Origin of the sequence: Roseixanthobacter psychrophilus (genome assembly GCF_043195195.1) — a bacterium.
Taxonomy (GTDB): Bacteria; Pseudomonadota; Alphaproteobacteria; order Rhizobiales; family Xanthobacteraceae; genus NCEH01.
Map to the genome: position 1 here is coordinate 91,473 of NZ_JBAFWT010000005.1, position 25,235 is coordinate 116,707.

Annotated in this window: 22 protein-coding genes; 12 read left to right on the plus strand and 10 right to left on the minus strand. The window is 64.5% G+C overall.

What is annotated here, in order from left to right:
- The first annotated feature begins 106 nt into the window (after positions 1-106).
- The 4 genes from V5F77_RS07245 to V5F77_RS07260 all read left to right on the plus strand — a co-directional run bounded on the left by V5F77_RS07245 (position 107) and on the right by V5F77_RS07260 (position 3,478).
- Positions 107-598 (plus strand): MarR family winged helix-turn-helix transcriptional regulator, encoded by a 492-nt coding sequence (locus tag V5F77_RS07245; protein ID WP_429004671.1) that lies wholly within the window; start codon positions 107-109, stop codon positions 596-598.
- Between the two features lie 208 nt (positions 599-806).
- On the plus strand, positions 807-1,559 hold the full coding sequence (locus V5F77_RS07250; RefSeq protein WP_429004672.1) for an SDR family NAD(P)-dependent oxidoreductase: 753 nt from the start codon (positions 807-809) through the stop codon (positions 1,557-1,559).
- Between the two features lie 35 nt (positions 1,560-1,594).
- Complete coding sequence (locus V5F77_RS07255) at positions 1,595-2,530, plus strand: DMT family transporter (RefSeq protein ID WP_429004673.1); 936 nt, start codon at positions 1,595-1,597, stop codon at positions 2,528-2,530.
- Between the two features lie 81 nt (positions 2,531-2,611).
- Complete coding sequence (locus V5F77_RS07260; protein WP_429004674.1) at positions 2,612-3,478, plus strand: type 1 glutamine amidotransferase; 867 nt, start codon at positions 2,612-2,614, stop codon at positions 3,476-3,478.
- Positions 3,479-3,518: 40 nt separating this feature from the next.
- Here the strand turns inward: V5F77_RS07260 and V5F77_RS07265 are convergent, their stop codons facing one another.
- From V5F77_RS07265 to V5F77_RS07290, 6 genes are all read right to left on the minus strand, one after another.
- Positions 3,519-4,421, minus strand: a complete 903-nt coding sequence (locus V5F77_RS07265) for a hydroxymethylglutaryl-CoA lyase (protein WP_429004675.1) — start codon at positions 4,419-4,421, stop codon at positions 3,519-3,521.
- Complete coding sequence (locus tag V5F77_RS07270; RefSeq protein WP_429004676.1) at positions 4,418-6,421, minus strand: acetyl/propionyl/methylcrotonyl-CoA carboxylase subunit alpha; 2,004 nt, start codon at positions 6,419-6,421, stop codon at positions 4,418-4,420. Before V5F77_RS07270 ends, V5F77_RS07265 begins: the two co-directional genes overlap by 4 nt.
- 2 nt (positions 6,422-6,423) lie before the next feature.
- Complete coding sequence (locus V5F77_RS07275) at positions 6,424-7,194, minus strand: enoyl-CoA hydratase/isomerase family protein (protein ID WP_429004677.1); 771 nt, start codon at positions 7,192-7,194, stop codon at positions 6,424-6,426.
- A gap of 118 nt (positions 7,195-7,312) precedes the next feature.
- Positions 7,313-8,920 carry a carboxyl transferase domain-containing protein gene (locus tag V5F77_RS07280; RefSeq protein WP_429004678.1) on the minus strand — a complete coding sequence of 536 codons (1,608 nt, stop codon included), beginning with the start codon at positions 8,918-8,920 and terminating at the stop codon, positions 7,313-7,315.
- A gap of 154 nt (positions 8,921-9,074) precedes the next feature.
- Positions 9,075-9,755, minus strand: coding sequence for a TetR/AcrR family transcriptional regulator (locus V5F77_RS07285; RefSeq protein WP_429004679.1), 681 nt, complete (start codon positions 9,753-9,755; stop codon positions 9,075-9,077).
- A gap of 278 nt (positions 9,756-10,033) precedes the next feature.
- Positions 10,034-11,659, minus strand: a complete 1,626-nt coding sequence (locus V5F77_RS07290; protein ID WP_429004680.1) for an AMP-binding protein — start codon at positions 11,657-11,659, stop codon at positions 10,034-10,036.
- A 168-nt stretch (positions 11,660-11,827) separates the two neighbouring features.
- On the opposite strand from V5F77_RS07290, the gene V5F77_RS07295 reads away from it, so the two are divergent.
- From V5F77_RS07295 to V5F77_RS07325, 7 genes are all read left to right on the plus strand, one after another.
- The gene (locus V5F77_RS07295; protein WP_429004681.1) at positions 11,828-12,676 is read left to right on the plus strand and encodes an ABC transporter ATP-binding protein; all 849 of its coding nucleotides are present in this window, start codon (positions 11,828-11,830) and stop codon (positions 12,674-12,676) included.
- Positions 12,677-12,689: 13 nt separating this feature from the next.
- Positions 12,690-14,642 (plus strand): long-chain fatty acid--CoA ligase, encoded by a 1,953-nt coding sequence (locus V5F77_RS07300; protein ID WP_429004827.1) that lies wholly within the window; start codon positions 12,690-12,692, stop codon positions 14,640-14,642.
- Positions 14,643-14,685: 43 nt separating this feature from the next.
- On the plus strand, positions 14,686-15,579 hold the full coding sequence (locus V5F77_RS07305) for a branched-chain amino acid ABC transporter permease (protein WP_429004682.1): 894 nt from the start codon (positions 14,686-14,688) through the stop codon (positions 15,577-15,579).
- A 4-nt stretch (positions 15,580-15,583) separates the two neighbouring features.
- Positions 15,584-16,654 (plus strand): branched-chain amino acid ABC transporter permease, encoded by a 1,071-nt coding sequence (locus tag V5F77_RS07310; protein WP_394084453.1) that lies wholly within the window; start codon positions 15,584-15,586, stop codon positions 16,652-16,654.
- Between the two features lie 78 nt (positions 16,655-16,732).
- A complete protein-coding gene (locus tag V5F77_RS07315; RefSeq protein WP_429004683.1) occupies positions 16,733-18,013 on the plus strand; it encodes an ABC transporter substrate-binding protein in 1,281 nt (426 codons plus the stop codon).
- A gap of 140 nt (positions 18,014-18,153) precedes the next feature.
- Entirely contained in the window at positions 18,154-18,993 is an 840-nt protein-coding gene (locus tag V5F77_RS07320; protein ID WP_429004684.1) for an ABC transporter ATP-binding protein, read from the plus strand.
- Between the two features lie 238 nt (positions 18,994-19,231).
- On the plus strand, positions 19,232-20,479 hold the full coding sequence (locus V5F77_RS07325) for a phenylacetate--CoA ligase family protein (protein ID WP_429004685.1): 1,248 nt from the start codon (positions 19,232-19,234) through the stop codon (positions 20,477-20,479).
- A gap of 33 nt (positions 20,480-20,512) precedes the next feature.
- Here the strand turns inward: V5F77_RS07325 and V5F77_RS07330 are convergent, their stop codons facing one another.
- Positions 20,513-21,121 carry a YceI family protein gene (locus tag V5F77_RS07330; RefSeq protein ID WP_429004686.1) on the minus strand — a complete coding sequence of 203 codons (609 nt, stop codon included), beginning with the start codon at positions 21,119-21,121 and terminating at the stop codon, positions 20,513-20,515.
- Between the two features lie 304 nt (positions 21,122-21,425).
- Between V5F77_RS07330 and V5F77_RS07335 the strand changes: the two genes are divergently transcribed.
- Positions 21,426-22,508 carry an SbmA/BacA-like family transporter gene (locus V5F77_RS07335; protein WP_429004687.1) on the plus strand — a complete coding sequence of 361 codons (1,083 nt, stop codon included), beginning with the start codon at positions 21,426-21,428 and terminating at the stop codon, positions 22,506-22,508.
- Here the strand turns inward: V5F77_RS07335 and V5F77_RS07340 are convergent.
- The 3 genes from V5F77_RS07340 to V5F77_RS07350 form a co-directional block, all read right to left on the minus strand.
- Positions 22,487-22,783 carry a hypothetical protein gene (locus tag V5F77_RS07340; RefSeq protein WP_429004688.1) on the minus strand — a complete coding sequence of 99 codons (297 nt, stop codon included), beginning with the start codon at positions 22,781-22,783 and terminating at the stop codon, positions 22,487-22,489. The genes V5F77_RS07335 and V5F77_RS07340 overlap by 22 nt on opposite strands.
- Positions 22,784-23,049: 266 nt before the next feature.
- The gene (ispG, locus tag V5F77_RS07345) at positions 23,050-24,342 is read right to left on the minus strand and encodes a flavodoxin-dependent (E)-4-hydroxy-3-methylbut-2-enyl-diphosphate synthase (protein WP_429004689.1); all 1,293 of its coding nucleotides are present in this window, start codon (positions 24,340-24,342) and stop codon (positions 23,050-23,052) included.
- 87 nt (positions 24,343-24,429) lie between these two features.
- A complete protein-coding gene (locus tag V5F77_RS07350; protein ID WP_429004690.1) occupies positions 24,430-24,945 on the minus strand; it encodes a Fur family transcriptional regulator in 516 nt (171 codons plus the stop codon).
- Positions 24,946-25,235: the final 290 nt, after the last annotated feature.

Here is a 25,235-nt window from a genome sequence, read left to right on the forward strand (position 1 = left end):
GGCACAAGACCTTCGCAAAATTGTAAGCCGGCGCGTGGATAAGTACGCTGCGCGCGCAAATCGACGGCTTGCGGACGATTTCGCAGGAGCGCACGAGGGGGTTGGGATGAAAGATCCGATCGCAAAGACCATCGGCTACCGCCTGACGCACACCGCAAGGCTGCAAAAGGCTTTGTCGGCGCGGCTGCTGGCCGATCTCGGCCTGTTCCCGGGCCAGGAATCGGTGCTGAAGCTGCTGATCGACGAGGACGGCCGCACCATGGGCGATCTCGCCACCGCCCTGCGCGTGCGGCCGCCGACGGCATCAAAGACCATCGCCCGCCTCACCACCCAGGGTCTGGTCGAGCGCCGGGCCACCGATGGGGACGGCCGCCTGGTGCGGGTGTTCCTCACCGCCGCCGGCCGCGACAAGGGCAGCGCCATCGACCATGTCTGGGAAACCCTGGAAAACGAAATGGTCGCCGGCCTCGAAAGCAAGGAGCGCAAGCGTCTGCGCAAGCTGCTGCGGAAGGTGGAAAAGAACCTCGCCCTGCGCCTCGGCGCCGATGGCGGCGTGGACGACGAGGCCGAGCCGGCGGACGAAGAAGACGATAACTGAGCCGGTTCCGTCTTTCTCGCGCGGCGTGGACACATAAGGGGCGCGTGGCCGGCTTGCGGCCCCGCCTCGACGACCGACCCCGCACCGGGCGCATGGGCGTTTTTTCACCCATGCAAGATTAGGTCTTTGCCGGTTTCGCACGCGCGCGGTATTGCTGAAATTCTAATCGATTAAGAGCCGAAACCCATTTCGGCCGGAAAGGGGAGCCATGTCCAACGCCATAGATCTCAAGGGGCGCTGCGCCGTCGTGACCGGCGGTGCCCAAGGCATCGGCCGCGCGGTGGTGGAGCGCTTCCTCGCCTCCGGCGCCAAGGTCGCCATCTGGGACCGCGACGCCGCGCTCGCAACGAGCCTCGCCGATGCCCTTGGCCGCGATAAGGTGGTGCCGGTGGCGGTGGATGTCACCAGCCTGCCGGAAGTCGAACGCGCCCGTGACGCGACCGTCGCCGCCTTGGGCGCGATCCACATCCTGGTCAATAATGCCGGCGTGGCCGGGCCGAACCACAAGCTCTGGGACTACCCCGTCGACGCCTGGGCGCAGGTGATGGCGATCAATCTCAATGGACCGTTCAATTGCTGCCGCGCCGTGGTGCCGGGCATGATCGCCCAGAATTACGGGCGCATCGTCAACGTGGCCTCCATCGCCGGCAAGGAAGGCAATCCCAACGCCTCGGCCTATTCCGCCTCCAAGGCCGGCGTGATCGCGCTGACCAAATCGCTCGGCAAGGAGCTTGCGGAATACGACATCGCGGTGAATTGCGTCACCCCGGCCGCTGCCAAGACCGCCATTTTCGATCAAATCAGCGAGCAGCACATCGCCTACATGCTGTCGAAGATTCCGCGCAACCGCTTCTTGAAGGTGGATGAAGCGGCCGCGACCATTGCATTTGCTGCCTCCGCGGATTGCTCCTTCACGACCGGGGCCGTATTCGATCTTTCCGGGGGCCGCGCGACCTATTGAGGTCCAGCCGCCGGGCGGCGACCACAGGAGCCCCCATGGACATGGCGCGCCACACCACGAGGAGGCCCCCAGCGGCGCGCCACGACGCGCCGCTTGTGGGAATCGGCCTCATGTGCCTGGCGGTCATGTGCTTCGCGCTCTGCGATGCCACCGCTAAATGGCTGAGCGGCCATATCAACGTGTTCGTGGTGGTATGGGCGCGCTATGTGGTGCAGTTCGTCCTGGCCTTGCTGATATTCAATCCCTGGACCGTACCCGGCCTGATCCGCACCCGCCGGCCGTTGCTGCAATTGTCCCGCTCGGCCCTGCTGTTCGCCTGCACGGCGCTGAACTTCTACGCCTTGCAGTATCTCCAGCTCGACCAGACCGTCTCGATCATGTTCTCGACTCCCTTTTTCATCGCTCTGTTCGCAGGGCCGATGCTGGGAGAATGGGTGGGCCTGCGACGTTGGGTGGCGATCCTGATCGGCTTTGCCGGCATCGTGCTGGTGGCGCGGCCGGGGGTGGGCGGCATCCATCCCGCAGCCCTGCTCTCGCTGGCGGCGGCGCTCTGCTATTCGCTCTACGGCATCACGACACGGATGCTGGCCGCAAGCGACACCTCGCAGACCACCTTGTTCTATTCATCCCTGGTGGGCACGATCGCGGCATCTGTTCCGCTCGCCTGGGTGTGGGAGACACCGCACGACCCCCTGGTCTTCGGCGGCATGCTGGAGCTGGGGCTGATTGCCGGCATCGGCCATTTTTTGCTCATACTGGCCCACGCCCGTGCCCCGGCGGCGACGCTTGCCCCGTTCATCTACACCCAGATCGTGTCCATGATCATTCTCGGCTGGCTGCTGTTCGGCAATCTGCCCAGCGCCTGGACCCTTGCCGGCGCCGCCGTGGTGGTGGGATCGGGCATCTATCTCCTGCTGCAGGAGCGAAAGGACCGCGCCAGCAAGACTCTGGAAGCGACGACACCGGACTAAGGACCGGGGAAAACCCCGCCCTCTCCTCGCTTTCGTCAAATTAGGTCTTATGCTGCAAGGCACTGAACCGGACCGTTCCCCATGCCCGCCCCCCATTTGCTCGTTGTTGAAGGCAATACCGCCGACGCCCGCGCCCGCCAGGTGAAATTCGGCGGCGAAGCGGCCAGCGAAGGCTATGCCCGCCTGCTGCGCGAATTGTGCCCCGGCGCCATCGTCGACATCTGCTATCCCGCCGACCCCGGCGCCAATCTTCCCGATGCGGGCGGCCTGGAGGGCTATGACGGCATCGCCATCACCGGCTCTTCGCTGAACATTTACAATGGCGGGCCGGCGATCGACCAACAGATCGACCTTCTGCGCACCGCCTTTTCCACCGGCACCCCGGTGTTCGGCAGCTGCTGGGGCCTTCAGCTCATCACGGTCTCGGCCGGAGGCGTGGTGCGGCCTAACCCGCGCGGTCGGGAAGTCGGGTTCGGCCGACGCATCCGCATGACCGAGCATGGCGAGCACCATCCGATCTTCATCGGCAAGCCGCGCGTGTTCGAGGCCATGACGGTGCATCTGGACGAGGTCGAGACCTTGCCCGAGGGCGCCCGGCTGCTCGCCACAAACGATCATTCGCAGGTTCAGGCGGCCGAGATTCCCGCCGGTGCCAGCACCGCATGGGCGGTGCAATATCATCCCGAATATCCGTTCCGGGAGATGGCCGCCATCTTCCGCCGCCTGAGCCCCTCGCTCGTGGCGGAGGGCTTCTTCATGGACGAGGATGCCCAGGACAGCTTCATCGCAGACTTGGAGACGCTGGAGCGCGAGCCGGGCAACCAGCCGCTTGTCTGGCGCCACGGGGTCGACGGCGCCGTGATCTCCAAGGACCTGCGCACGGTGGAGATCCGCAATTGGATCCAACAGCTCGTGATTCCCACCCGTGCCAAGCGCGGGCGGGCCTGATCGCTCCGCACGCGCTCAGTCGAGACCGGATCGCGCCCCGCTAAAGCTTCGCCGCCAGCGCCTGCGCCACCTTGGAGGCCGGAACCCGGCCGAGCGCGGCGGTGATGTCCCGTCCCGCCGCCGCCAGCTTGTCCAGGTCGATGCCGGTCTCGATGCCGAGCCCGTTCAGCATATAGACCAGATCCTCGGTGGCGAGATTGCCGGAGGCGCCCTTGGCATAGGGACAGCCGCCGAGCCCCGCCACCGCGCTGTCCACCACGCCGATGCCGAGATCGAGGCACGCCAATACATTGGCGAGCGCCTGCCCGTAGGTGTCGTGGAAATGCACCGCCGTGCGCTCCACCCCGATGGCCTCAACCACCGCGCCCGCCATGGCCTTCGCCTTGTCCGGCGTGCCGATGCCGATGGTGTCGCCGAGAGAGATTTCGTAGCAGCCCATCTCCACCAAGGCGCGCGAGACCTCCACCACGCTCTCCACCGGCACGTCGCCCTGATAGGGACAGCCGAGCACGCAGCTCACATAGCCGCGCACCGCGATGCCGGCGACGCTAGCGGCCGTAATGACGGGGACGAAGCGCTCCAGGCTTTCGGCGATGGAACAATTGATGTTGCGCTGGCTGAAGGCTTCGGAAGCGGCGGCGAACACCGCAATCTCGCTGACACCGCTCTCCAAAGCGGCGTCGAGACCCTTCATGTTGGGCACGAGGACGGGGTAGCGCACGCCGGCACGCGCCGGAATCGCGGTCAGCACCTGGGCGGTATCCGCCATCTGCGGCACCCATTTGGGCGAAACGAAACTGCCCGCCTCGATGGTGGTGACGCCGGCGTCCGCCAAAGCCTCGATCAGCGCCACCTTGGCCGCCACCGGCACGGTGCCCGGCTCGTTCTGCAGGCCGTCCCGCGGGCCTACCTCGACAATGCGCACCCGTGCCGGCCGGCTCACGCCACGTCCTCCAGCACCAGGAGTTCGGCGCCCTCGTCCACGAGATCGCCAACCCCGAACGCGACGCTCTGCACGCGACCATCGCGGGGAGCGGTGACCGTATGCTCCATCTTCATGGCCTCCACCACCACGAGGGCAGCGCCCTTGGCCACCTCATCGCCAGCACTCACCGCGACGCGGATGATGGTGCCCGGCATGGGTGCCACCAGCCGCCCGGCCGTGCCCGTGGCCTCGATGCTGGCGACGCGCGGGTCGACATGATCGAGGCTGCGTTCGGTGCCGGCGGAAAAGATGGTGAGCCGGGCGCCGCTCCTCACCACGCGAGCGCTGGTGCGCACACCGTCCAACCGAGCAACGAGACCGCCCTCGGGCGTGCTCGTGCCTTGCACCGCCATGCGCCCGCCGGGCAAATCGAGTTCGAAGCCGCCATCCGCATAATGGGCGCGCACCGGAATGCGGGCCTCGCGATCCGCGAACGTCAGGTCCACGAAGGCGGAGCGGTTCAGCCGCCAGCCCGGCGCCAAGCCCCACGGCGACCAGGGGTCGGAGGGATCGGCAGCGCCAGCGGAAATCCGTGCCTCGTCCAGCAGCAAGAAAAGCGCGGCGAGCGCCAGGACGCGGTCATCCACAGGCAGTGGCGTCGGCAAAAGCGTCGCGCGGTGGCGCTCGATGAAGCCGGTGTCGAGCTCGGCCGCGGCAAAGGCAGGCTCGGCGACGATGGCCTGGAGGAACATGCGGTTGGTGGGCAGGCCGACCACCTCGGTCGCCGCCAGCGCCGCCGCGAGCCGGCCGAGCGCCTCGGTGCGATCGGCGCCCGAAGCGATGATCTTCGCGATCATCGGGTCGTAATGGACCGACACCGAATCCCCGGCGCGCACGCCGCTGTCGACCCGAAGCCCCGCGAGATCAAACGGCAGGCGCAGATGGTCCAGGCGACCCACCTGGGGCAGGAAGTCCCGCGCCGGATCCTCGGCATACAGACGCACCTCGATGGCATGCCCAACGAGGGGAATATCCGCCTGGGCCAGCGGCAGCGGTTCGCCCCGCGCCACCCGCACTTGCCATTCCACCAGGTCCTGACCGGTGATGGCCTCGGTGACGGGATGTTCCACCTGCAGGCGGGTGTTCATTTCCATGAAGAAGAAGTCGTCCCCCTCGGCGATGAACTCCACCGTTCCGGCGCCGACATAGCCGACCGCCTTAGCGGCATCCACCGCCGCCTTGCCCATGGCGGCGCGGCGCTGCGGGGTGAGGCCCGGCGCCGGCGCCTCCTCCACCACCTTCTGATGGCGGCGCTGAATGGAGCAGTCGCGCTCGTGCAGATAGACCGCATTGCCATGGGTGTCGGCGAACACCTGCACCTCGATATGGCGCGGCTTGGTGAGATATTTCTCGATCAGAACCTTGTCGTCGCCGAAGGCGTTCTTCGCCTCCCGCTTGGCGGAGCCAAGCGCTTCGGCAAACTCCTCAGCCGCGCGCACCACCTTCATGCCCTTGCCGCCACCGCCGGCCGAGGCCTTGATGAGCACGGGATAGCCGATCTCATCCGCCTTGCGGGCCAGCAGCACCTCGTCCTGGTCTTCTCCGTGATAGCCCGGGACCAGCGGCACGCCGGCTTTCTCCATCAGCGCCTTTGCGGCGCTCTTGGAGCCCATGGCACGAATGGCGGAGGCAGGCGGGCCGACGAAGACGATGCCGGCGCGGGCGCACGCATCCGCGAACTCGGCATTCTCTGACAGGAAGCCATAGCCGGGATGGATGGCGTCCGCCCCGCTCATGCGCGCGGCATTCAGGATCGCGTCGATCCTCAGATAGCTTTCGCGCGCCGGGGCGGGGCCGATCGGATAGGCCTCGTCCGCGCCCTCCACATGGAGCGCGCGGGCATCGGCCTGCGAATAGACCGCGACGGTCTTCAGGCCCATGGCTTTCGCGGTGCGCATGATCCGCACCGCGATCTCACCCCGGTTGGCCACCAAAAGGGTGCGAATGGGACGGGTCATGCTCACTCCCATGCGGGTTTGCGTTTTTCGAGAAATGCCGAGACGCCCTCGCGTCCGTCGGCGCTGGCGCGCTGGCGGGCGATCCGCAACGCCGTGTCTTCGATCAGATCGTGGGTCAGGGGACGGTCAACCGCCGCCACCAATTCCTTCGTCGCCCTTAGGGCCGACGGGCTCGCGGCCATCAAAGCCTTCAGATGCGAAGCTATGGTGCCGTCCAGCTCTTCCGCGGGCACCACTTGGTGCACAAGGCCGAGAGCGAGCGCGGTCTGAGCCGGGAAGCGTTCGGCCGTGAGGAAATAGCGGCGCGCTTGCCGCGCGCCCATGGCCCGCACCAGATAGGGGCTGATAACCGCCGGGATCAGGCCGATCCGCACCTCGGTGACGGCGAATTCCGCCTCCGGCACGGCCACGACGATATCGCTGGCGGCCAGCAAGCCGACCGCGCCGGCGAAGGCGGGCCCATGCACGCGCGCGAGTGTGGGCTTGGGGCAGGTGTCTATGACATGGATGAGGTGGGCCAGCGCGCCGGCATCCGCCACATTCTCCTCGTGGGAATAGTCGGCCATCCGGCGCATCCACGTGAGGTCAGCGCCTGCACAGAAGGATTTGCCATTGGCGCGCAGCACAACGGCCCGGATCGCGGAATCGCCGCTGGCATGATGATAAGCGGCGGTCAGGAGCGCGATGAGGCCATCGTCGAAGGCATTGTGCACCTCCGGCCGATCGAGGGTGAGCGTGGCGATACCATCTTCATGGGAAACGATAAGGCTCATGGGGTAACTCTCCACCAGCAAGACGCAAGGCGCGCGATCTTTGGGGAGCGAGTGTGACAGCCGCGATACGTTTCGCGGCCCCCTAAGCTCAAGGTGGACTTGTGCAGTGCAAATTCGCTCACATGCGGAACACGCCAAAGCGTGTCTCCCTGTCCGGAGCGTTGAGGGACGCGGAAAGCGCGAGTGCCAAAACCATGCGGGTATCGGCAGGATCGATCACCCCATCGTCCCAGATGCGGGCGGAGGAATAATAGGGGTGGCCTTGGCGGTCGTATTGGGCCTGGATCGGCGCCTTGAAGGCGGCCTCCTCATCGGCCGGCCATGCGCCGCCCTTGCCCTCGATGCCGTCGCGCTTCACCTGGGCGAGCACGTTCGCCGCCTGCTCGCCGCCCATCACCGAGATGCGGGCATTGGGCCACATCCACAGGAAGCGCGGATCATAGGCGCGCCCGCACATGCCGTAATTGCCGGCGCCGAAGGAATTGCCGATCACCACGGTGAATTTCGGCACGCTGGCGCAGGACACCGCATTCACCAGCTTGGCGCCATCCTTGGCGATGCCGCCGGCCTCATATTTGCGGCCCACCATGAAGCCGGTGATGTTCTGCAGGAACACCAGCGGGATATTGCGCTGGCAGCATAATTCCACGAAATGCGCGCCCTTCAGCGCGCTCTCGGAAAACAAGATGCCGTTATTGGCGATGATGCCCACGGGATAGCCGAAGACGCGGGCAAAGCCCGTCACCAGGCTCTGGCCATAGAGCGGCTTGAACTCGTCGAACTCCGAGCCGTCGACGATGCGGGCAATGATCTGGCGCACGTCGAATGGCTTCTTGGGATCTTCCGAGACGATGCCATAGATCTCTTCCGCGTCGTAGAGCGGCGCCTTGGGCGGGCGAATATCCAGCGCGTGCCGCTTCACCCGATTGAGATCGCCGATGATGGTGCGGGCGATGCCCAACGCATGGGCGTCGTTCTCCGCCATATGGTCGGCGACGCCGGACACGCGGGTATGCACGTCCGCCCCGCCCAATTCCTCGGCGGTCACCACCTCGCCGGTGGCGGCCTTCACCAGAGGCGGCCCGCCGAGGAAGATGGTGGCCTGGTTCTTCACCATGATGGATTGGTCCGCCATGGCCGGCACATAGGCGCCGCCGGCGGTGCAGGAGCCCATGACCACCGCCACCTGGGCGATGCCCTCGGCCGACATATTGGCCTGGTTGAAGAAGATGCGGCCGAAATGCTCGCGGTCGGGAAACACCTCGTCCTGGTTGGGCAAATTGGCGCCGCCGCTGTCCACGAGATAGACGCAGGGCAGGTGATTCTCCCGCGCTATGGCTTGGGCGCGCAGGTGCTTTTTCACCGTCATGGGGAAATAGGTGCCGCCCTTCACCGTCGCATCATTTGCGACGATCATGCATTCGCGTCCTGAAACGCGGCCGATGCCGGTGATGATGCCAGCGGCGGGCACATCGCCGCCATACATGTCATAGGCGGCGAGCTGGGACAGTTCGAGGAACGGCGAGCCGGTATCGAGGAGTGTGCGGATACGGTCGCGGGGCAGCAGCTTGCCGCGCTTGAGATGGCGCTCGCGGGCGACTTCCCCGCCGCCCTGGGAAATGCGCTCGACGGTCCCGCGCAGCTCGCTGACGCTGGCGAACAGCGCCTCACGATTGCGATTATAGGCTTCGGAGCGGCGGTCCACCGCATCCTCGATGATCGCCATGAGCGCCTCACCCCTGAGTGTCGATTGCGGAAGAAGGAACGCCCGAACGCCCCGCCGAAAAGGCGGGCGGAACCTCGACGCGTCGTCCTCCCGTGCCGCTCGTTGTCGGCTTAGAAACGATCGTACGTTTTTTTATGAGAACCGCAAGGGCAAATCAGGCGCGCGCCTTGCGCTTGGCGCGGGCGGGCGGCGCTTCCGCCGCAAGGAACGGCGCTTCCAGAGACGCGGCCAGCGCCTGCGGCGCTCCCGGCGCGACACCCTGGGTGACGAGGTTGCCATAGATCTCCACCAGATCGTCCTGGCTCAGCCGCCCGTCGGGCCGGTACCACATGCAGATCCCGGTGAGCATGGAGATGATGGCGTAGGTGGAGACCTTCGGCTCGCGCACCTGGAACACGCCCTGCGCGGCGCCCTCGCGCAGGATCTGCTCCAGAAGCCCCTCGTAATTGCGCCGCATCTCGACGACGACGGCCCGGTGCTCGTCGTCCAGCGAGCGGATTTCCATGTTGGCGATGAAGACATGGGCGCGCCGTGTCATGTGATAGCGCAGATGAAATCCGGTGAAGGCTCGCAGGCGATCGAAGGGCGTATCCAGCCCGTCGAGAGCCTCCCGCGCCCGGGCGGTCAGGTCTTCCATGTGATCGCGCACAATGTCGAACAGCAGGCTCTGCTTGTTCTCGAAATACTTGTACAGCGAGCCGGACTGGAGCCCCACCTCGGCGGCGAGTTGCCGCAGGCTCATGGCTTCGTAGCCGTGCTTGTAGATCAGCAGCACCCCCGCCTGGCGGATCGCCTGGGCGGTGCGGGCACCATTGGAACCGACTGTACGCGCCATCTTTTTCTCAATTTGCAATCGTGCGTGCGGGCGCACGACCCTCGGGTGTCGGATGAGGCCGCCGACCCTGGCAGCCACCTTAGAGTGAGCGCAGCGCGCCGGGGACGCAAGACGCAAGCGGCCAAAAATGGCCTTGACCGGGAGAGAAAAAGAACGTTCGATTGTTTCCTGAGAACCCGGCAGAATGATCGGGACCGGCGCGCCACGCCACATCAAGACGGCCGCCAATCCGGGAGAGAAAGCATGACCAGGGCACGGATGCGCGCACCAAAGCGGCTTCAATCTTTCTGCATCAATATGGCATGGGATGCCCGGCCGCTGTAGTGGACCCATCCTTCGTCGTCGATGAAGCCGGTATCGCCAAGAATATAATAGTCGCCACCGAACTCAAATCGCGTCTTCGTCCTGGCATCATCCTTGAAATAGGATCGGAACCAGAACAAAGGCGAGCGTTCCACATCGATGGCCAGGATGCCTTCGGCGCCGGCGGGCAATTCGGCGCCGTGCTTGTCGAGCACCGCAAGGGCAAAGCCCGGCATGACGCGGCCCACCGAGGAGCGCCGCGAGGAGGCGGGATCGCTGGGGTCGTATTTCATCCCCACGATCATGCCGGTCTCGCGGTGGCCATACTGGTTGATCAGCGGCACCTCGAGCTTCTGCGTCACCCAGGAAATGACGTCGGGCGGGAGCGGTTCGCCCCCCACCGTGACCATGCGGATGGCGAAGGGGGATGTGGCATCGTTGGGATCGCCGCGCCGCCACGCCTTGATCTGGGACGGGGCGGCCGTGAGGTTGGTGACGCGAAACTTCGACAGCACGCGATAGCCCTGCGAGACATCGTAGGGCCCATCGCAGAACAGGATCGAGCAGCCGATCAGGAGCGGACCGATGAGACCGTAATAAATGCCGTATTCCCAGCCCTGGTCGGCCATGTTCCAATAGACGTCGTCATCGCGGACATCCATGCCGATCCGCATATATTGCTCGATCGCCGCCAGCGCCCGCACCGGGGTGAGAAGACCGAGCCGGGCCTCCACGAAGCTCGGGGCATAGGTCATGATGAAGGGGTCGTTGGCGCCGTAGGTTTCCACCCCTTCAAGCGGCTCGGATGCATAGATGGACGACCAGAACTGGGTCACCTTGCCGTCGATCCGGTTGATCTGATCGCCCTCGATCAAACAGACGAAGGTCTTCTCGGTGATGTAGCGGGAAGCCCGATCGATGAGGAACCGGTTCGCGACCACCGCCTTGACGGCGCCGGCCTTCAGCCGGGCTTCGACGGCGGCGGGCGAATAGGTGGAGAAGAGCGGCATGTAGACCGCCCCGATCCGCCAGATCGCAAGCGCCGTGATGACCAGTTCCATGCCCTTGGGCAAAAGGACGGCGACCCGGTCGCCTTTCCTGATGCCCGCCGCCGCCAAGACACGGGCAAATCGAGATGAATATTCCGCGAGCTTGCCAAAGCTCAATTCAGAGGTCTGGCCCGAGACGGTCTCGTGAATCATCGCGGGATGGGCGCGTTTTACCGCCAGGTGCCTGTCGCACAGTAGATGGGCCAGGGGAATCTTGCTGCCGCTGTATCGGCCCAGATGCGCCGCCGAGCGGGAACCATCCTCCTCGACCGGAAGATGAGGGGCGGCCTGACCTTTGCCCGTCACGAACTTCGAGAAGAACGCGCCGAGGGAATAGCATCTGTCGCGGGCGTCGTAGGCAAGCAGGGTCTCGAAGACCAGCGTCGTCGCCAGGCGGTGGGCGGTGGCCTTCGAGAGCCCGGTGCCCTGGATCAGGTCGGCGAGGCGGACAGGGTGCGGGGCGGCGTTGGCCACCACCCGCAGCACCGAAATGGCCCGCCCGAGGCTTTGTGCGCCCTTCGGCGCGGCCGGATCAAGTTCGTCGTCGCTCATGTCCTACAATGTGAGACAAAAAAATCCACGCCGCAATATTTAGGACGGCCCAATGCGATCTCCCTTGAAAAAAGCAAACGCTCGCTAGATAATCAAACTAATTCATCTCACAATGTGGGATGTGGCCATAGAAGCCACCCGCTCATATGCGGAATCCGGGAGGGGAACATGTCGACAGGCAAGCGTCCTGGCGCATCCATCGCCGATTCGTCGTTGTTGAATGTCGATGGCATTTCGCTGCGCTTTGGCGGACTTAAAGCGCTGAGCAACGTCGGATTTTCAGTCCGCAGCGGCGAATTGTTCTCGGTCATCGGGCCGAACGGCGCGGGGAAGACGTCGTTGCTGAACTGCATTTCCGGGCGTTATTCGCCCCAGGAAGGCAGAGTCGCGTTCGATGGACAGGACATCACGCGCCTGAAGCCGAACAAGCGCGCCGCCGCCGGCATCGGCCGCACGTTCCAGAACCTCGCCCTGTTCCACCACATGAGCGTGCTCGACAACATCATGGTGGGGCGCCACCATCTGCTGAAGAACAATCTGTTCACCGGCGCGATCTATTGGATCGGCGGCGCGCAGAAAGAAGAGCTTGAGCATCGCAAGGCGGTGGAGGACGTCATCGACTTCCTCGAAATCCAGCACGTGCGCAAAGCCACCGCCGGCACGCTCTCCTATGGCCTGCGCAAGCGCGTGGAGCTGGCGCGCGCCGTCGCCCTGCAGCCCAAGCTGATCCTGCTCGACGAGCCCATGGCCGGCATGAACCTCGAAGAAAAAGAGGATATGGCCCGCTATATCGTTGATCTCAATGAAGAATGGGGCATGACCATCATCATGATCGAGCACGACATGGGGGTGGTGATGGATATCTCCCACCGCGTCATGGTGCTCGATTTCGGCCGCAAGATCGCCGAGGGCCTGCCCGCCGAAGTGCTGGCCAACCCCAATGTCCGCAAGGCCTATCTCGGCGAGGAAGACCTTGTCGTCGAGGATGCACCGCTCCTCCAGGCCGTGTCCGCGTGAGGCCGTCATGAGCATGAACACCCCCGCCTCCGCTTTGCCCGACGTAGCGATCTTCGACACGTTTCCCAAGCTGCTCGCGCTCAATGCGCGCCAGCATCCGACCGATACCTGGCTGCGCGAAAAAGACCTCGGCATCTGGAACGCCTATACTTGGCAGCAGGTGAATGCGCGCGTGCAGAACATGGCGCTCGGCCTGCTCGACCTCGGAGTCGCGCGCGGCGACGTGATCTCCCTGCTCGGCGACAACCGCCCGGAATGGCTGATGGGCGAAATCGCCATCCATGCGGTGGGTGGCCAATCGCTCGGCATCTATCGCGATGCGCTGGCCGACGAGGTCGCTTATCTCGTCACCTATGCGGACGTGGCGATCCTGTTCGCGGAGGACGAGGAACAGGTGGATAAGCTCCTCCAATTGGAGGATCGCATCCCCACCGTGCGGCACATCATCTATGCCGACCCGCGCGGGCTGCGCAAATATGAGGATGCCCGCCTCGTGTCCCTGGCGGACCTTGAAGCCCGTGGCGCGGCGCGCGCGGCGGCGGAGCCGGACGCCTACCAGCGGCTTGTGGACCAGGGCTCCGGCGCGGACGTGGCGATCTTGTGCACCACGTCGGGCACCACCTCCCATCCCAAGCTCGCCATGCTCTCGGGCGGCGCCGTGCTGCGCCATTGCGCGGCCTATCTCGCCGCCGACATGCGCGGGCCGGACGATGAATATGTCTCCGTGCTCCAAATGCCCTGGATCATGGAACAGATCTACGCCTTCGGTCAGGCTCTGCTGTCCCGGATGAAGGTGAACTTCGTCGAGGAGCCGGAAACTACAATGGCCGACATGCGGGAGATCGGCCCCACCTTCGTGCTGTTCGCCCCGCGCGTGTGGGAGCAGATCGCCGCCGACGTGCGCGCGCGCATGATGGATGCCTCCACCCTCAAGCGGGCAATGTTCGATCTTGGCATGAAGCTCGGCCTCGCGGCGCTCGATCGCGGGCAGCGCTCCAGGTTCGCGGATTTCATCCTGTTCCGGGCATTGCGCGACCGCCTCGGCTTCTCGCACCTGAAATCGGCGGCCACCGGCGGGGCGGCGCTGGGGCCGGATACGTTCCGCTTCTTCCTCGCGCTCGGCGTGCCCATGCGCCAGCTCTATGGCCAGACGGAATTGCTCGGCGCCTATACCATCCACACCGCGAGCGACGTGGATTTCGACACCGTCGGCGTGCCCATGAACGGGGTGGAAATCCGCATCGACGATCCCGACCCCAATGGCTTGGGCGAGATCGTCACGCGGCACGCCAATACATTCACCGGCTATTACAACAACCCGGAAGAAAGCGCGAAGTCGTTCGTGGACGGCGGCTGGATGCGCACGGGGGATGCCGGCTTCGTCAATCCGCGCGGCCATCTGGTGGTGATCGACCGCGTGCGCGACATGGCGCAGACCGCCCATGGCGACCGCTTCTCGCCGCAATATATCGAGAACAAGCTGAAATTCTCGCCCTATGTGGCGGAAGCGGTGATCCTGGGCGACGGGCGCGAGCATCTCGCCGCCATGATCTGCATCCGCTTCCCCATCGTCTCCAAATGGGCGGAGAAGAACCGCATCTCGTTTACCACCTATACCGACCTCTCGGGCCGGCAGGAGGTGACGGACATGCTGCGCCGCGAGGTGGAGCAGGTGAACAAGACCTTGCCCGAGAAGCAGCGCATCTCGAAATTCCTGCTGCTTTACAAGGAATTGGACGCCGACGACGGCGAGCTGACGCGCACCCGCAAGGTGCGGCGCGGCGTCATCAACGAGCGCTATGGCGACATCATCGACGCCATGTATCGCGGCGATCCCACCATCGACGTCGACACCACCATCGCGTTCCAGGACGGCAGCAAGCAGCGCATCCGCACCACGCTCAAGGTCATCGACCTGAAGCTGGCGTCCCCCGCCGCCGGTTCGAGCAAGAAGAGGGCCGCATGATGCGCCGTTCCAGCTCACACACTCAGCAAGCGGGAGGCGTGAAGTGACCTTTCAGCTCTTCATCCAGCTCTGCATCAACGGCCTCATCATCGGCACGCTCTATGGCGTGGTGGGCATGTGCTTCGTGCTCATCTACAAGGCCTCGCAGGTGGTGAATTTCGCCCAGGGCGAGTTCCTGCTGATCGGCGCCTGGACCTGCTGGTGGCTGCTCACCTATTGGCAGATCCCGTTCGTCTGGGGCTTCCTGATCTCGCTCGCCTTCATGATGCTGTTCGGCCTGGCATTGCAGATGCTGGTGCTGCGACCGCTCATCGGCGAGCCGGTAATCTCGGTGATCATGGTCACCATCGGCCTCTCCATCTTCTTCCAGGCGCTGATGAAATGGATGTTCGGCACGTTCGCGCAGCCGTTCCCGCCGATCTTCGCCGTGAGCAAGGTGGATATATTCGGGCTCCAGGTGCAGAGCGCCTATCTGATGTCCACCGGGGTCAGCGTGCTGATCATGGCGGGCTTCGCCTGGTTCTTCAAATATTCGAAGATCGGCCTTGCCATGCGGGCCACCGCCTTCAACCAGCAGGTGGCGCAATCGCTCGGCATCTCCGTGCGGCAGATGTTTGCCCTATCCTGGGGCATATCGGCGGCGGTCTCGGCGGTGGCGGGCGTGGTGGTCGGCATCGTCAACGGCGTGTCCTCCGCGCTCTCCTTCTTCGGCATCAAGGTGTTCCCGGCGGTGATCCTCGGCGGGCTCGATTCGGTGTTCGGCGCGGTGGTGGGCGGGCTCATCATCGGGCTCTTGGAGAACATCGCGCATTATTTCGACAGCCAGTTCCTGCACTGGGGCAACCTGTATGAAATCGTGCCCTTCTACGTCCTCATCATCATTCTCATGATCAAGCCTTACGGCCTGTTCGGCACCCGCGATATCGAGAGGGTCTAAAGCCATGGCCATCGACACCATGCGCCCGTGCGGCGATTATCGCACCAGCTACCGCGCCGACCAGACCATCTTCGACACGCGCCTGACCTTCGCTTTCATCGTCGGCGGCATCATCCTGCTGGCGTTGGCGCCGCTGGTCCTCAGCAATTATTATCTGAGCCTGATGATCCAGATCGGCTATCTCGGCATCGCCGCGCTGGGGCTGAACATCTTGGTCGGCTTCTCCGGCCAGATCTCCATCGGCCACGCGGTGTTCTTCGGCTTTGGCGGATTTGCCTCGGCATTCCTCGCCGAGCATGGTGTTCCGGTGCCCATCGCCATCGTGCTGGCGGGGCTGTGGACCACGGCGGTCGGCCTGTTGTTCGGCCTGCCGGCGACGCGGGTGAAGGGGCTCTATCTCGCCATCGCGACGCTGGCCGCCCAATTCATCCTGCAGGACTTCTTCGTGCGGGCCGCCTGGTTCACCGGCGGCTCCTCGGGCGCGGTGGCGGCGCCGTTCACCATCCTCGGCTTCGACATGTCCGGCGACACGCGGTATTTCTACGTGGTGCTGGTGTTCGTGGTGGTGATGTATCTGTTCGCCGCCAATCTCATGCGCACCCGCGACGGGCGGGCGCTGATCGCGGTGCGCGACCATTATCTCTCGGCCGAGATGATGGGCGTGAACCTTGCCAAATACCGCACCATGGCGTTCGGCATCTCCTCCTTCTACGCCGGCATCGGCGGCGCGCTCTATGCGCACTACATCGGCTATATGTCGGTGGAAGGATTGGACATCCTGTTCTCCATCCAATTCCTGGCGATGATCATCATCGGCGGGCTCGGCTCCATCATGGGCTCGCTGCTCGGCACCATCTTCATGGTGCTGCTGCCGGAACTCACCGGCGCGCTGGCCGGCATTCTCCAGGGCAGCGCCATCGATCGGTTGCTGCATCTGAAAGACGGCATCACCTACATGCGCGAAATGCTGATCGGTGCCACCATCATCCTGTTCTTGATCTTCGAGCCGGACGGGCTCGCCCACCGCTGGAAGCAGATCAAGGCCTATTGGAAGCTCTACCCCTTCTCCTATTGAGCGGGATCGCGGACCGACGCCAGCAACGAGCGCCGGCCGCACCAGGAAACGCGGACCCACAAACCCAAGGAGACACGCATGAAACGGATCGCCACCACCTTCGCCAGCCTGCTCGCCCTCTCGGCGGCCGTGCCGGCCATGGCCCAGTCCATCAATATCGGCCATCTCGCCGATTATTCCGGCGGCACCTCGGACGTGGGCACGCCCTATGGCCAGGGCGTGCAGGACGCCATCGCCTATATCAACAAGAATGGCGGCGTGAACGGCAAGCCGATCAATTCCGACTTCACCGAATACGGCTACCAGGTGCCGCGCGCGCTGGCCGCTTTCAAGAAATGGGTCGGCAGCGACAAGGTGGTCGCGATCCAAGGCTGGGGCACGGCCGACACCGAGGCGTTGGTCGCCATGGTGACCAAGGAAGAGATTCCCTATTATTCCGGCTCCTATGCCGCGACCCTCACCGACCCCACCGGCAAGGGCGGCCCCAGGAGCGAGCGCGCTGCGCCCTACAATTTCTTCTACGGCCCGTCCTATTCGGACGCCGCTCGTGCCGAGGTGCAATGGGCCGCCGACGATTGGAAGAAGAAGGGCGGCCAGGGTAAGCCCAAATGGGTTCACATGGGCGCCAACCATCCCTTCCCCAATTCGCCCAAGGCGGCGGCGGAAGCCTATGCCAAGGAGCTGGGCTTCGAGGTGCTGGACCCCATCACCTTCGCCCTCACCCCCGGCGACTACACCGCCCAGTGCCTGACGCTGAAGCAGTCCGGCGCCAACTACGCCTATCTCGGCAACACCGCCGGCTCCAACATCTCGGTGCTGAAGGCGTGCGAGACCGCGGGCGTGAAGGTGCAGTTCTTCGGCAATGTGTGGGGCATGGACGAGAATGCCATGAAGGCCGCCGGCAGCGCCGCGAACGGCGTCATCATTCCGGTGCGCACCGCCGTGACCTGGACCGGGGAAGCGCCCGGCATGGCCACCTTCAAGGACATTTCCAAGATGTCCGACCCGAGCGGCAACACCTATCGCCCGGTGCATTACATGGCCGCCATCTGCACCGTCATGTACATGAAGGAAGCCATGGAATGGGCCGACAAGAACGGCGGCGTCAGCGGTCCGAAGATCCGCGACGGCATGTACCAGAAGGCCAATTGGGTCCCCAAGGGCACGGACGGGGTGTGCAATCCCTCCACCTGGACTGCCAGCGATCACCGTCCGACCACGAAGGTTGATCTCTATCGTGCTGTCGTTTCCGGCGCGACCGAAGGCACAGTGGCTGATCTGGTGAAGAGCGGCGCCATCAAGCTGGAGAAGGTCACCACCATCGACCTGCCGCGCAAGACCGAGCTGCTCGGCTGGTGATCTGACCGCCTAAACAACGTGCGCCCTCTCCCGCTTGCGGGGGAGGGTTGGGGAGGGGCCGCGCAGGCCGCCTCCCGGCATTTCCCCCTCCCTGCCCTCCCCCGCAAGCGGGAGAGGGTCTTGCGCCCAGGACCTGACCCATGTCCAACGCCGCTTTGAAGCTCGATCCCCGCCCAGAGGCCGCACCCGCGCCCATGCTGGCGGTGAACAATATCGAGGTGGTCTATAACGACGTCATCCTGGTGCTGCGCGGCTTGTCGCTGAACGTACCGGAAGGCAAGATCGTCGCCTTGCTGGGCTCCAACGGCGCCGGCAAGTCCACCACGCTGAAGGCCATCTCGGGCCTGCTGAAGACCGAGGACGGGGAGATCACGCGCGGCGACGTGACCTTCCTCGGCGAGCGGCTCAACGGCATCGAGCCAGACAGGATCGTGCGGCGCGGCATCTTCCAGGTGATGGAGGGCCGCCGCATCATCTCCGACATGACGGTGCTGGAGAATCTGCGGCTCGGCGCCTTCACCCGCAAGGACAATGGGGTGAAGGACGATATCGAGCGCGTGTACGGCTATTTCCCCCGGCTGAAGGAGCGCACCGGGCTTGCCGGCTATCTCTCCGGCGGCGAGCAACAGATGCTGGCCATCGGCCGGGCCATGATGGCGCGCCCCAAGCTGATCTTGATGGACGAGCCCTCCATGGGCCTCTCGCCGCTGATGGTGAAGGAGGTGTTCTCCATCATCAAGCAGCTCAACCAGGATCTGGGTGTGACCATCCTGCTGGTGGAGCAGAACGCCCGCGTGGCGCTCTCCGTGGCGGATTTCGGCTACATCATGGAGCAAGGCAAGATCGTGCTGGACGGCACGGCCGAGCAGCTCGCGGACAATGAGGACGTGAAGGAATTCTATCTCGGCCAGGGCGGCGGAGAGGAACGCAAATCCTTCAAGAACCTGAAATCGTTCAAGCGCAGGAAGAGGTGGCTCTAGCTAGCCTCGCGTCACTGGCGCGTACGCGTGTCCCGGACCAGCAACGGCGCAGCCGGAGCGCCGAGCCGGGACCCAGCGGGCAATTCCTGCGAAGCAGGCGAAACGCGCTGCGCGCTTCGGAACGGGGCGCAGATGCGCCAGCCCTCGCGCTGGATCCCGGCTCGCAGTCCGCTGACGCTGCCTGCGTCCGGGATGCGAGGAAGTGCTTGTGGCGACGATACGAGATGACGAGGCCCAGATGAACGACCGCAGCCGCCATTACGACGCCGCCGAAACCCGCAATCCCCTGGCGCGCGAAGCCGCTCTCATGCAGGCGCTCGCTGCGCAGGTCTCCACCGCGAAAGCGCGCTCGGCCTATTTCGGCACGCTGCTGAAGGATGTGGACGCCGCAGCCGTCACCAGCCGTGCCGCCCTTGCCCAATTGCCGGTGACGCGGAAATCCGACCTGCTGGAGATCCAGCCCAAAAGCCTGCCGTTCGGCGGGTTGAACGGGGCGGCGCCGGGGCAGATGGCGCGCATCTTCATGTCGCCGGGGCCGATTTATGATCCCGAGGGTCGCCGCCCCGATTATTGGCGTTTTGCCCGCGCGTTGTTCGCCGCCGGCTTCCGGGCTGGCGAGATCGTGCACAATTGCTTTTCCTACCATCTCACGCCCGCCGGCTCGATGGTGGAGAGCGGCGCCCATGCGCTGGGCTGCGCCGTGGTGCCTGGCGGGGTCGGACAGACCGATTTGCAATTGCGCGCCATCGCCGATATCCGCCCACATGGCTATGGCGGCACGCCCTCCTTCCTCAAGATCCTGGTGGACAAGGCGCGCGAGGGGGGCGCCGACATCTCCTCGCTCAAGAAGGCCCTGGTCTCGGGCGAGGCGTTCCTGCCGGCCCAACGGGCGGAGATGAAGGCGGCGGGGATTGCTGCGCTCCAATGCTACGGCACTGCCGATCTCGGTCTCGTCGCCTATGAGAGCGAGGCGCAGGAAGGCCTGATCGCCGACGAGGATCTGATCATCGAAATCCTGCGGCCCGGCACCGGCGACCCGGTTGAGAGCGAGGGCGAGGTGGGCGAAGTGGTGGTGACGCTGCTCGAATGCGATTATCCCCTCATCCGCTTCGCCACCGGCGATCTTTCCGCCGTGCTGCCCGGCCTCAGCCCGTGCGGACGCACCAACACCCGCCTGCGCGGCTGGCTCGGCCGGGCGGACCAGGTGACCAAGATCCGCGGCATGTTCGTGCACCCGGTGCAGGTGAGCGCGGCGGTGAAGAAGCATCCCGCCATCGCGAAAGCCCGCTTGGTGGTGGACCGCGCCGGCGACGGCGACGACATGTTGCTGGAAGTGGAAGTGACCGACGTCGCCGCGCTTTCGCAGGACGCCCTGCTGGATGACCTGCGCGCCTCCACCAAGCTGCGCGGTCGCCTCACCCTGCTCGCGCCGGGCACCCTGCCGGCGGATGCGAAGACGATCGAGGATCGACGGACGGTGGGGTGAGGCGGCCCCTCGCCGAGCCCGCTCGGTGGCGCCTCACTTTGCCTTGAATTCGCTCTCGATCTGCAAGGTCACCTCGTCGCTCACCGCAGGGACATAGGTCGTCATGCCGAAGTCCGACCGCTTGATGACCGCCCTGGCGTCGAAGCCGAGGGAATAAGTCTTGTCGAGCGGATTGGTGCCGGCCTTGTTGAAGGTGACGTCCAGGATCACCGGCTTGGTCACGCCGAGCAAAGTGAGGTCGCAGGTAATCTTCGCGGTCTTTCCGGTGGCGACGACCCCCGTGGCCTTGAACGTCGCCGTAGGGAATTTCTCCACATTGAAGAAATCGGTGCCCTTCAGGTGCTGGTCCAGCGCCGGGTCGAGCGTGCCGACCTTGCCGGTCTGCAGCGTGACTATCAGCGTGCTCTTCTCCGGCGCTGCGGGATCGAGCACCAACGTGCCCTCGGCCGCCGGCAGAAGGCCGGTGTAAGTGGAAAATCCGAGGTGCGTCACGCTCCAGGCGACCCGGCTGTGGCCGGGGTCGAGCAGATAGGTGCCGGCCTTGACCGCACCCGGATCGCTGCTGCCGGCCTCCTGGGCTTGCGCGGGTAGCGCGAGGAGAGCAAGGGCGAAGAAGGTTGCGGGCAGGCGCGCAAGCTGCATGCTTAGATCTTCCCGTTGAGACGCGGCCGGCCGACTGCGCCGGGAAGGTGACGCTACGAAATGCCATTTGGCAACGCAAGCGCGCGGCTGGTGCGGATCTGCAGGTGGACGCGACACCGTAGCGGCTTTCCAAGGCGGCCCTAAACCACACCCCCACTTGCCGCATCGACAGGCTACATTTTGCTTCGCGCGTGCGTCAGATCGCCCGCCGACGCCCGTATCAAATCGACGCGCGGGGCCGATGCGTTATAATTGAACATTATGCTTTCGTTCGCACATGGGGCGCATTTCCCCGCGGGGTCTGATGTCCGTTGATCCTTACCTTGCTCCCGATCAAAAGCGTCTCCTCACTCGCTTCTGGCAAAGCGCTTCGGGCTTCTGGCAAGGCCGTTCTGCTTGGCGCGCATGGTTGCTGGTTGCGGCGATGATTTTTACCATATTGCTGCAGTTGTTGACCCAATACCGCCTGAACTTCTGGAATCGTGATTTCTTTAATGCTCTTGAGCGGGGGAATAGCACAGAGCTTTGGGCGCAGGCGATGCGTTTCCTGATACTTGCCGCTGCCAGCATTACGCTCGTCATTGTCTCTGTGTGGGCGCGGATGACAACGCAGCGCGAATGGCGGGCGTGGCTCAGCAACCACCTGTATGATTTCTGGCTGGAAAAGGGGCATTCCCGCAAGCTGAGGTTCATGGAGGGCGAACACCAGACACCCGAGTATCGAATCGCCGAGGATGCAAAGGTCGCGACCGACCTACCTGTCGATCTTACGCTCGGGTTGTTATCCTCTCTCCTCACCGCCATCATTTTTATTGGCGTGCTCTGGGACGTGGGCGGCGCGCTCAATGTCAGAGCGCTGGGAATGACATTGACCATTCCCGGATATTTGGTGATCTCGGTCGTCGCCTACTCCGTGCTGATTACCGCCGCGATGATGCTCATCGCACGCCACCTGATCAGGGTGATGGCGGACACGAAACGCGCTGAAGCAGAGCTAAGAGCGATGGGTGCGCAATTGCGCGAGCGGGGCGAGGCCACCGCCTTGCCGGATGCGAAAAAAGACGGGCGGCGAGCCATCGGCGCGGCCTTGACGGAAGTTATCGCGCAATGGCGTTTCCTCTGCTGGCAGCTCATGCGGATGACGCTGGTTTCGCAGACCAATTTGCTGCTGGCGCCGATTATCGGACTGCTTCTCTGCGCACCCAAATATCTCGCGGGAATAATGAGCCTCGGCGAAGTCGTTCAGGCTGCGGCGGCATTCGTGATCGTACAGAGCGCATTCAATTGGATCATCGACAGCTATGCCCGGCTTGCCGAGTGGATGTCCTCAGCCAACAGAGTAGCGTCCCTCCTTCTCGCGCTGGATCAGATTGATCGCCCCGAATGATCCGCGGTGCCAGACAACGGAGAACGGGCTCTCAGCAACGGGAGAAAGTCTTCCGCCGCATCATCCGCGACGACGTCTTTGACGCCGAAACGCTTTATCTGCCGGTAACACGCTGCGTCGCATTTTGCCTGCTCAAGGAGCGTGCGGTCGAAGCGCAGCTTCATTTTGAAAATCCACTTGGTGAAAAAGCTCGATGTATTCACGCGCAGAACATCTTCTGCAACGATCCCGTTTCTAAATTTTACCCTTTGAGCGAAGGTGGAGCGCGCGTTCATCACGGCACCTCGAAATGCAATAGAAAGACGACCTGACGTTTTTTGAAACGCAACAGCACGCAACGGTGGAAGCCTCACGCGACATCCCACGCCACCCGGCAGCGGGAGCGTTATCGCACGTCGCCGATCCTCGAACCGGCAGGACACCACGTTAAGCAACAGTCAACAAGTCTAGCGTTGGCCTGACTATGACATGAATCAAAAATGACGTGCCAACGTCCGTGAATAAGACTTCACTGCCGGTCCGCTTTCTCAAAGCAGCAGACCTATTCTGCGGCATTGGTCGCGATCTGGGGGGCAGTGGCGACGCCATAACGGCGCTTCACATAATCCTCCACCATCGCCCGGAATTCGCTCTGGATGTTGGGGCCGCGCAAGGTGGCGACCTTCTTGCCGTCCATGAAGATGGGGGCGGAGGGGGTCTCTCCGGTGCCGGGAAGCGAAATGCCGATGTCGGCATGCTTGCTCTCGCCGGGGCCGTTCACGATGCAGCCCATGACCGCCACATTGAGCGCCTCGACGCCGGGATAGGTCTTCTTCCACTCCGGCATGCGCTCGCGGATCATGTCCTGCACGCTCTGCGCCAATTCCTGGAACACGGTGGAGGTGGTGCGCCCGCAGCCGGGGCATGCGGCGACCAGCGGCACGAAGGTCCGCAGGCCCATGGTCTGCAAGATTTCCTGCGCCACCTGCACTTCGCGGGTGCGGTCGCCGTTCGGCTCCGGGGTGAGCGACACGCGGATGGTATCGCCAATGCCCGCCTGGAGCACCACGCCCATGGCGGCGGTGGAGGCGACGATGCCCTTGGAGCCCATGCCCGCCTCGGTGAGGCCGAGGTGCAGGGCATAATCGGCGCGACGGGAGAGTTCGGTATAAACCGCGATCAGATCCTGCACCGCCGAGACCTTGGCGGAGAGGATGATGCGGTTGCGCGGGAGGCCGATCTCCTCGGCTAGCGCGGCCGAGACCAGGGCCGAGCGCACCAGTGCCTCGCGGGTCACGGCGCGTGCTTCCGCCGGCTTGTCCAGCTTGGCGTTCTCGTCCATCAGGCTGGTCAGCAATTCGCTGTCCAGCGAGCCCCAATTGGCGCCAATGCGCACCGGCTTGTCATATTTGATGGCGGTTTCGACGATGGCCGCGAACTGCCGGTCCTTCTTGTCGCCGAAGCCCACGTTGCCGGGATTGATGCGATATTTGTCCAGCGCCTCGGCACAGGCGGGATGGTCGGCCAGCAGCTTATGGCCGATATAATGGAAATCGCCGACCAGGGGCGCATCGACGCCCATCTTCAGCAGCCGGTCCTTGATGCGCGGGACGGCGGCGGCGGCTTCGTCGCGATCCACCGTGATGCGCACGATCTCCGAGCCTGCGCGGGCGAGCGCCGCGACCTGGCGCACGGTGCCGTCGATGTCGGCGGTGTCGGTATTGGTCATGGATTGGACCACCACCGGCGCGTTGCCGCCCACAATGACCTTGCCCACGGCCACGCCAACAGTGGCCCGGCGCAGGGCCGGGCCGGCTTCCAGCAATTCGGTGGGCACGACGGGCTGCTGCGTCATGGGAGCGTCCTGTGATGGGCGGCGGCGCCCCCGTCCCGCAGGCGGCGGCGCACTTTCGCTAGCAGGTAGGCCGCGCGCGGCGCAGCGTCAATCGCCTGCGCGCCTGGCGCCTGATCTCTCGCGGCAACGTGCGCAGCAGCCGGCGATCTCCAGCACCCGCTGGCGTGGCTCGAATCCTTCCGCCCGCGCCGCCCAGGCGAGGTCGCGCCCGACCGCGTGGGAGCGCACCTCGCGGGTGTCGCCGCATTGCTCGCAGATCAGGAACACCACCACCTCATCCTTGTCATGGACATGGACGCACGCGAGAAATGCGTTGCGGCTCTCGATACGGTGGGCGAGCCCCTCGCTGACCAGGAAATCCAGCACCCGATAGACCGACATGGGCGGCGGCCGCTCTCCGGCGGTACCGAGCCGCTCCACGAGTTCATAAGCACCCAGCGGCACATGGCTTTCGGCCAGGGTCTCCATGACCCGCCGGCGCAACGGAGTGAGGCGCAGGCCCTTCTGCGCGCATAATTGCTCGATCCGCGCCAGCGCCCCGGAGACGCAGGCGGCATGGTCGTGATGGGCGGCGTGGTCATGCGGCGCGGCGGCAATGGGCATCGACATCTCGAGCGGACCGTGGGGCGCCCGCCGGCCGGTCATGGCAAGCGGCGCGGCGGAACGACCCGGCGGGCCGTTCCTTTAGGAAACAATGTAGCTATCCGTGCCGGATTTTTCCATGACTGGGCCTACCGAATACCTGACGTCGGCCAACGCCGCCACCGCGGCTTCTGGTTTGCGTTGCACCGCGGCGACGGAGGGAGCAAGGTCGCCCCGCGAGGGTGGCGAACACAGGCGTGACGCCAGCGTCACACCACCCCGCTAAACCATCGCCATCGGCCCCGTCCGAC

What these genes read in the sequence shown, in the direction of transcription:
- V5F77_RS07245 (WP_429004671.1), top strand. Translation starts at nt 107, where the DNA reads ATGAAAGATCCGATCGCAAAGACCATCGGCTACCGCCTGACGCACACC.
- V5F77_RS07250 (WP_429004672.1), top strand. Translation starts at nt 807, where the DNA reads ATGTCCAACGCCATAGATCTCAAGGGGCGCTGCGCCGTCGTGACCGGC.
- V5F77_RS07255 (WP_429004673.1), top strand. Translation starts at nt 1,595, where the DNA reads ATGGACATGGCGCGCCACACCACGAGGAGGCCCCCAGCGGCGCGCCAC.
- V5F77_RS07260 (WP_429004674.1), top strand. Translation starts at nt 2,612, where the DNA reads ATGCCCGCCCCCCATTTGCTCGTTGTTGAAGGCAATACCGCCGACGCC.
- V5F77_RS07270 (WP_429004676.1), bottom strand. Translation starts at nt 6,421, where the DNA reads ATGACCCGTCCCATTCGCACCCTTTTGGTGGCCAACCGGGGTGAGATC.
- V5F77_RS07275 (WP_429004677.1), bottom strand. Translation starts at nt 7,194, where the DNA reads ATGAGCCTTATCGTTTCCCATGAAGATGGTATCGCCACGCTCACCCTC.
- V5F77_RS07280 (WP_429004678.1), bottom strand. Translation starts at nt 8,920, where the DNA reads ATGGCGATCATCGAGGATGCGGTGGACCGCCGCTCCGAAGCCTATAAT.
- V5F77_RS07285 (WP_429004679.1), bottom strand. Translation starts at nt 9,755, where the DNA reads ATGGCGCGTACAGTCGGTTCCAATGGTGCCCGCACCGCCCAGGCGATC.
- V5F77_RS07290 (WP_429004680.1), bottom strand. Translation starts at nt 11,659, where the DNA reads ATGAGCGACGACGAACTTGATCCGGCCGCGCCGAAGGGCGCACAAAGC.
- V5F77_RS07295 (WP_429004681.1), top strand. Translation starts at nt 11,828, where the DNA reads ATGTCGACAGGCAAGCGTCCTGGCGCATCCATCGCCGATTCGTCGTTG.
- V5F77_RS07300 (WP_429004827.1), top strand. Translation starts at nt 12,690, where the DNA reads ATGAACACCCCCGCCTCCGCTTTGCCCGACGTAGCGATCTTCGACACG.
- V5F77_RS07310 (WP_394084453.1), top strand. Translation starts at nt 15,584, where the DNA reads ATGGCCATCGACACCATGCGCCCGTGCGGCGATTATCGCACCAGCTAC.
- V5F77_RS07315 (WP_429004683.1), top strand. Translation starts at nt 16,733, where the DNA reads ATGAAACGGATCGCCACCACCTTCGCCAGCCTGCTCGCCCTCTCGGCG.
- V5F77_RS07320 (WP_429004684.1), top strand. Translation starts at nt 18,154, where the DNA reads ATGTCCAACGCCGCTTTGAAGCTCGATCCCCGCCCAGAGGCCGCACCC.
- V5F77_RS07325 (WP_429004685.1), top strand. Translation starts at nt 19,232, where the DNA reads ATGAACGACCGCAGCCGCCATTACGACGCCGCCGAAACCCGCAATCCC.
- V5F77_RS07330 (WP_429004686.1), bottom strand. Translation starts at nt 21,121, where the DNA reads ATGCAGCTTGCGCGCCTGCCCGCAACCTTCTTCGCCCTTGCTCTCCTC.
- V5F77_RS07335 (WP_429004687.1), top strand. Translation starts at nt 21,426, where the DNA reads ATGTCCGTTGATCCTTACCTTGCTCCCGATCAAAAGCGTCTCCTCACT.
- V5F77_RS07340 (WP_429004688.1), bottom strand. Translation starts at nt 22,783, where the DNA reads ATGAACGCGCGCTCCACCTTCGCTCAAAGGGTAAAATTTAGAAACGGG.
- ispG (WP_429004689.1), bottom strand. Translation starts at nt 24,342, where the DNA reads ATGACGCAGCAGCCCGTCGTGCCCACCGAATTGCTGGAAGCCGGCCCG.
- V5F77_RS07350 (WP_429004690.1), bottom strand. Translation starts at nt 24,945, where the DNA reads ATGCCCATTGCCGCCGCGCCGCATGACCACGCCGCCCATCACGACCAT.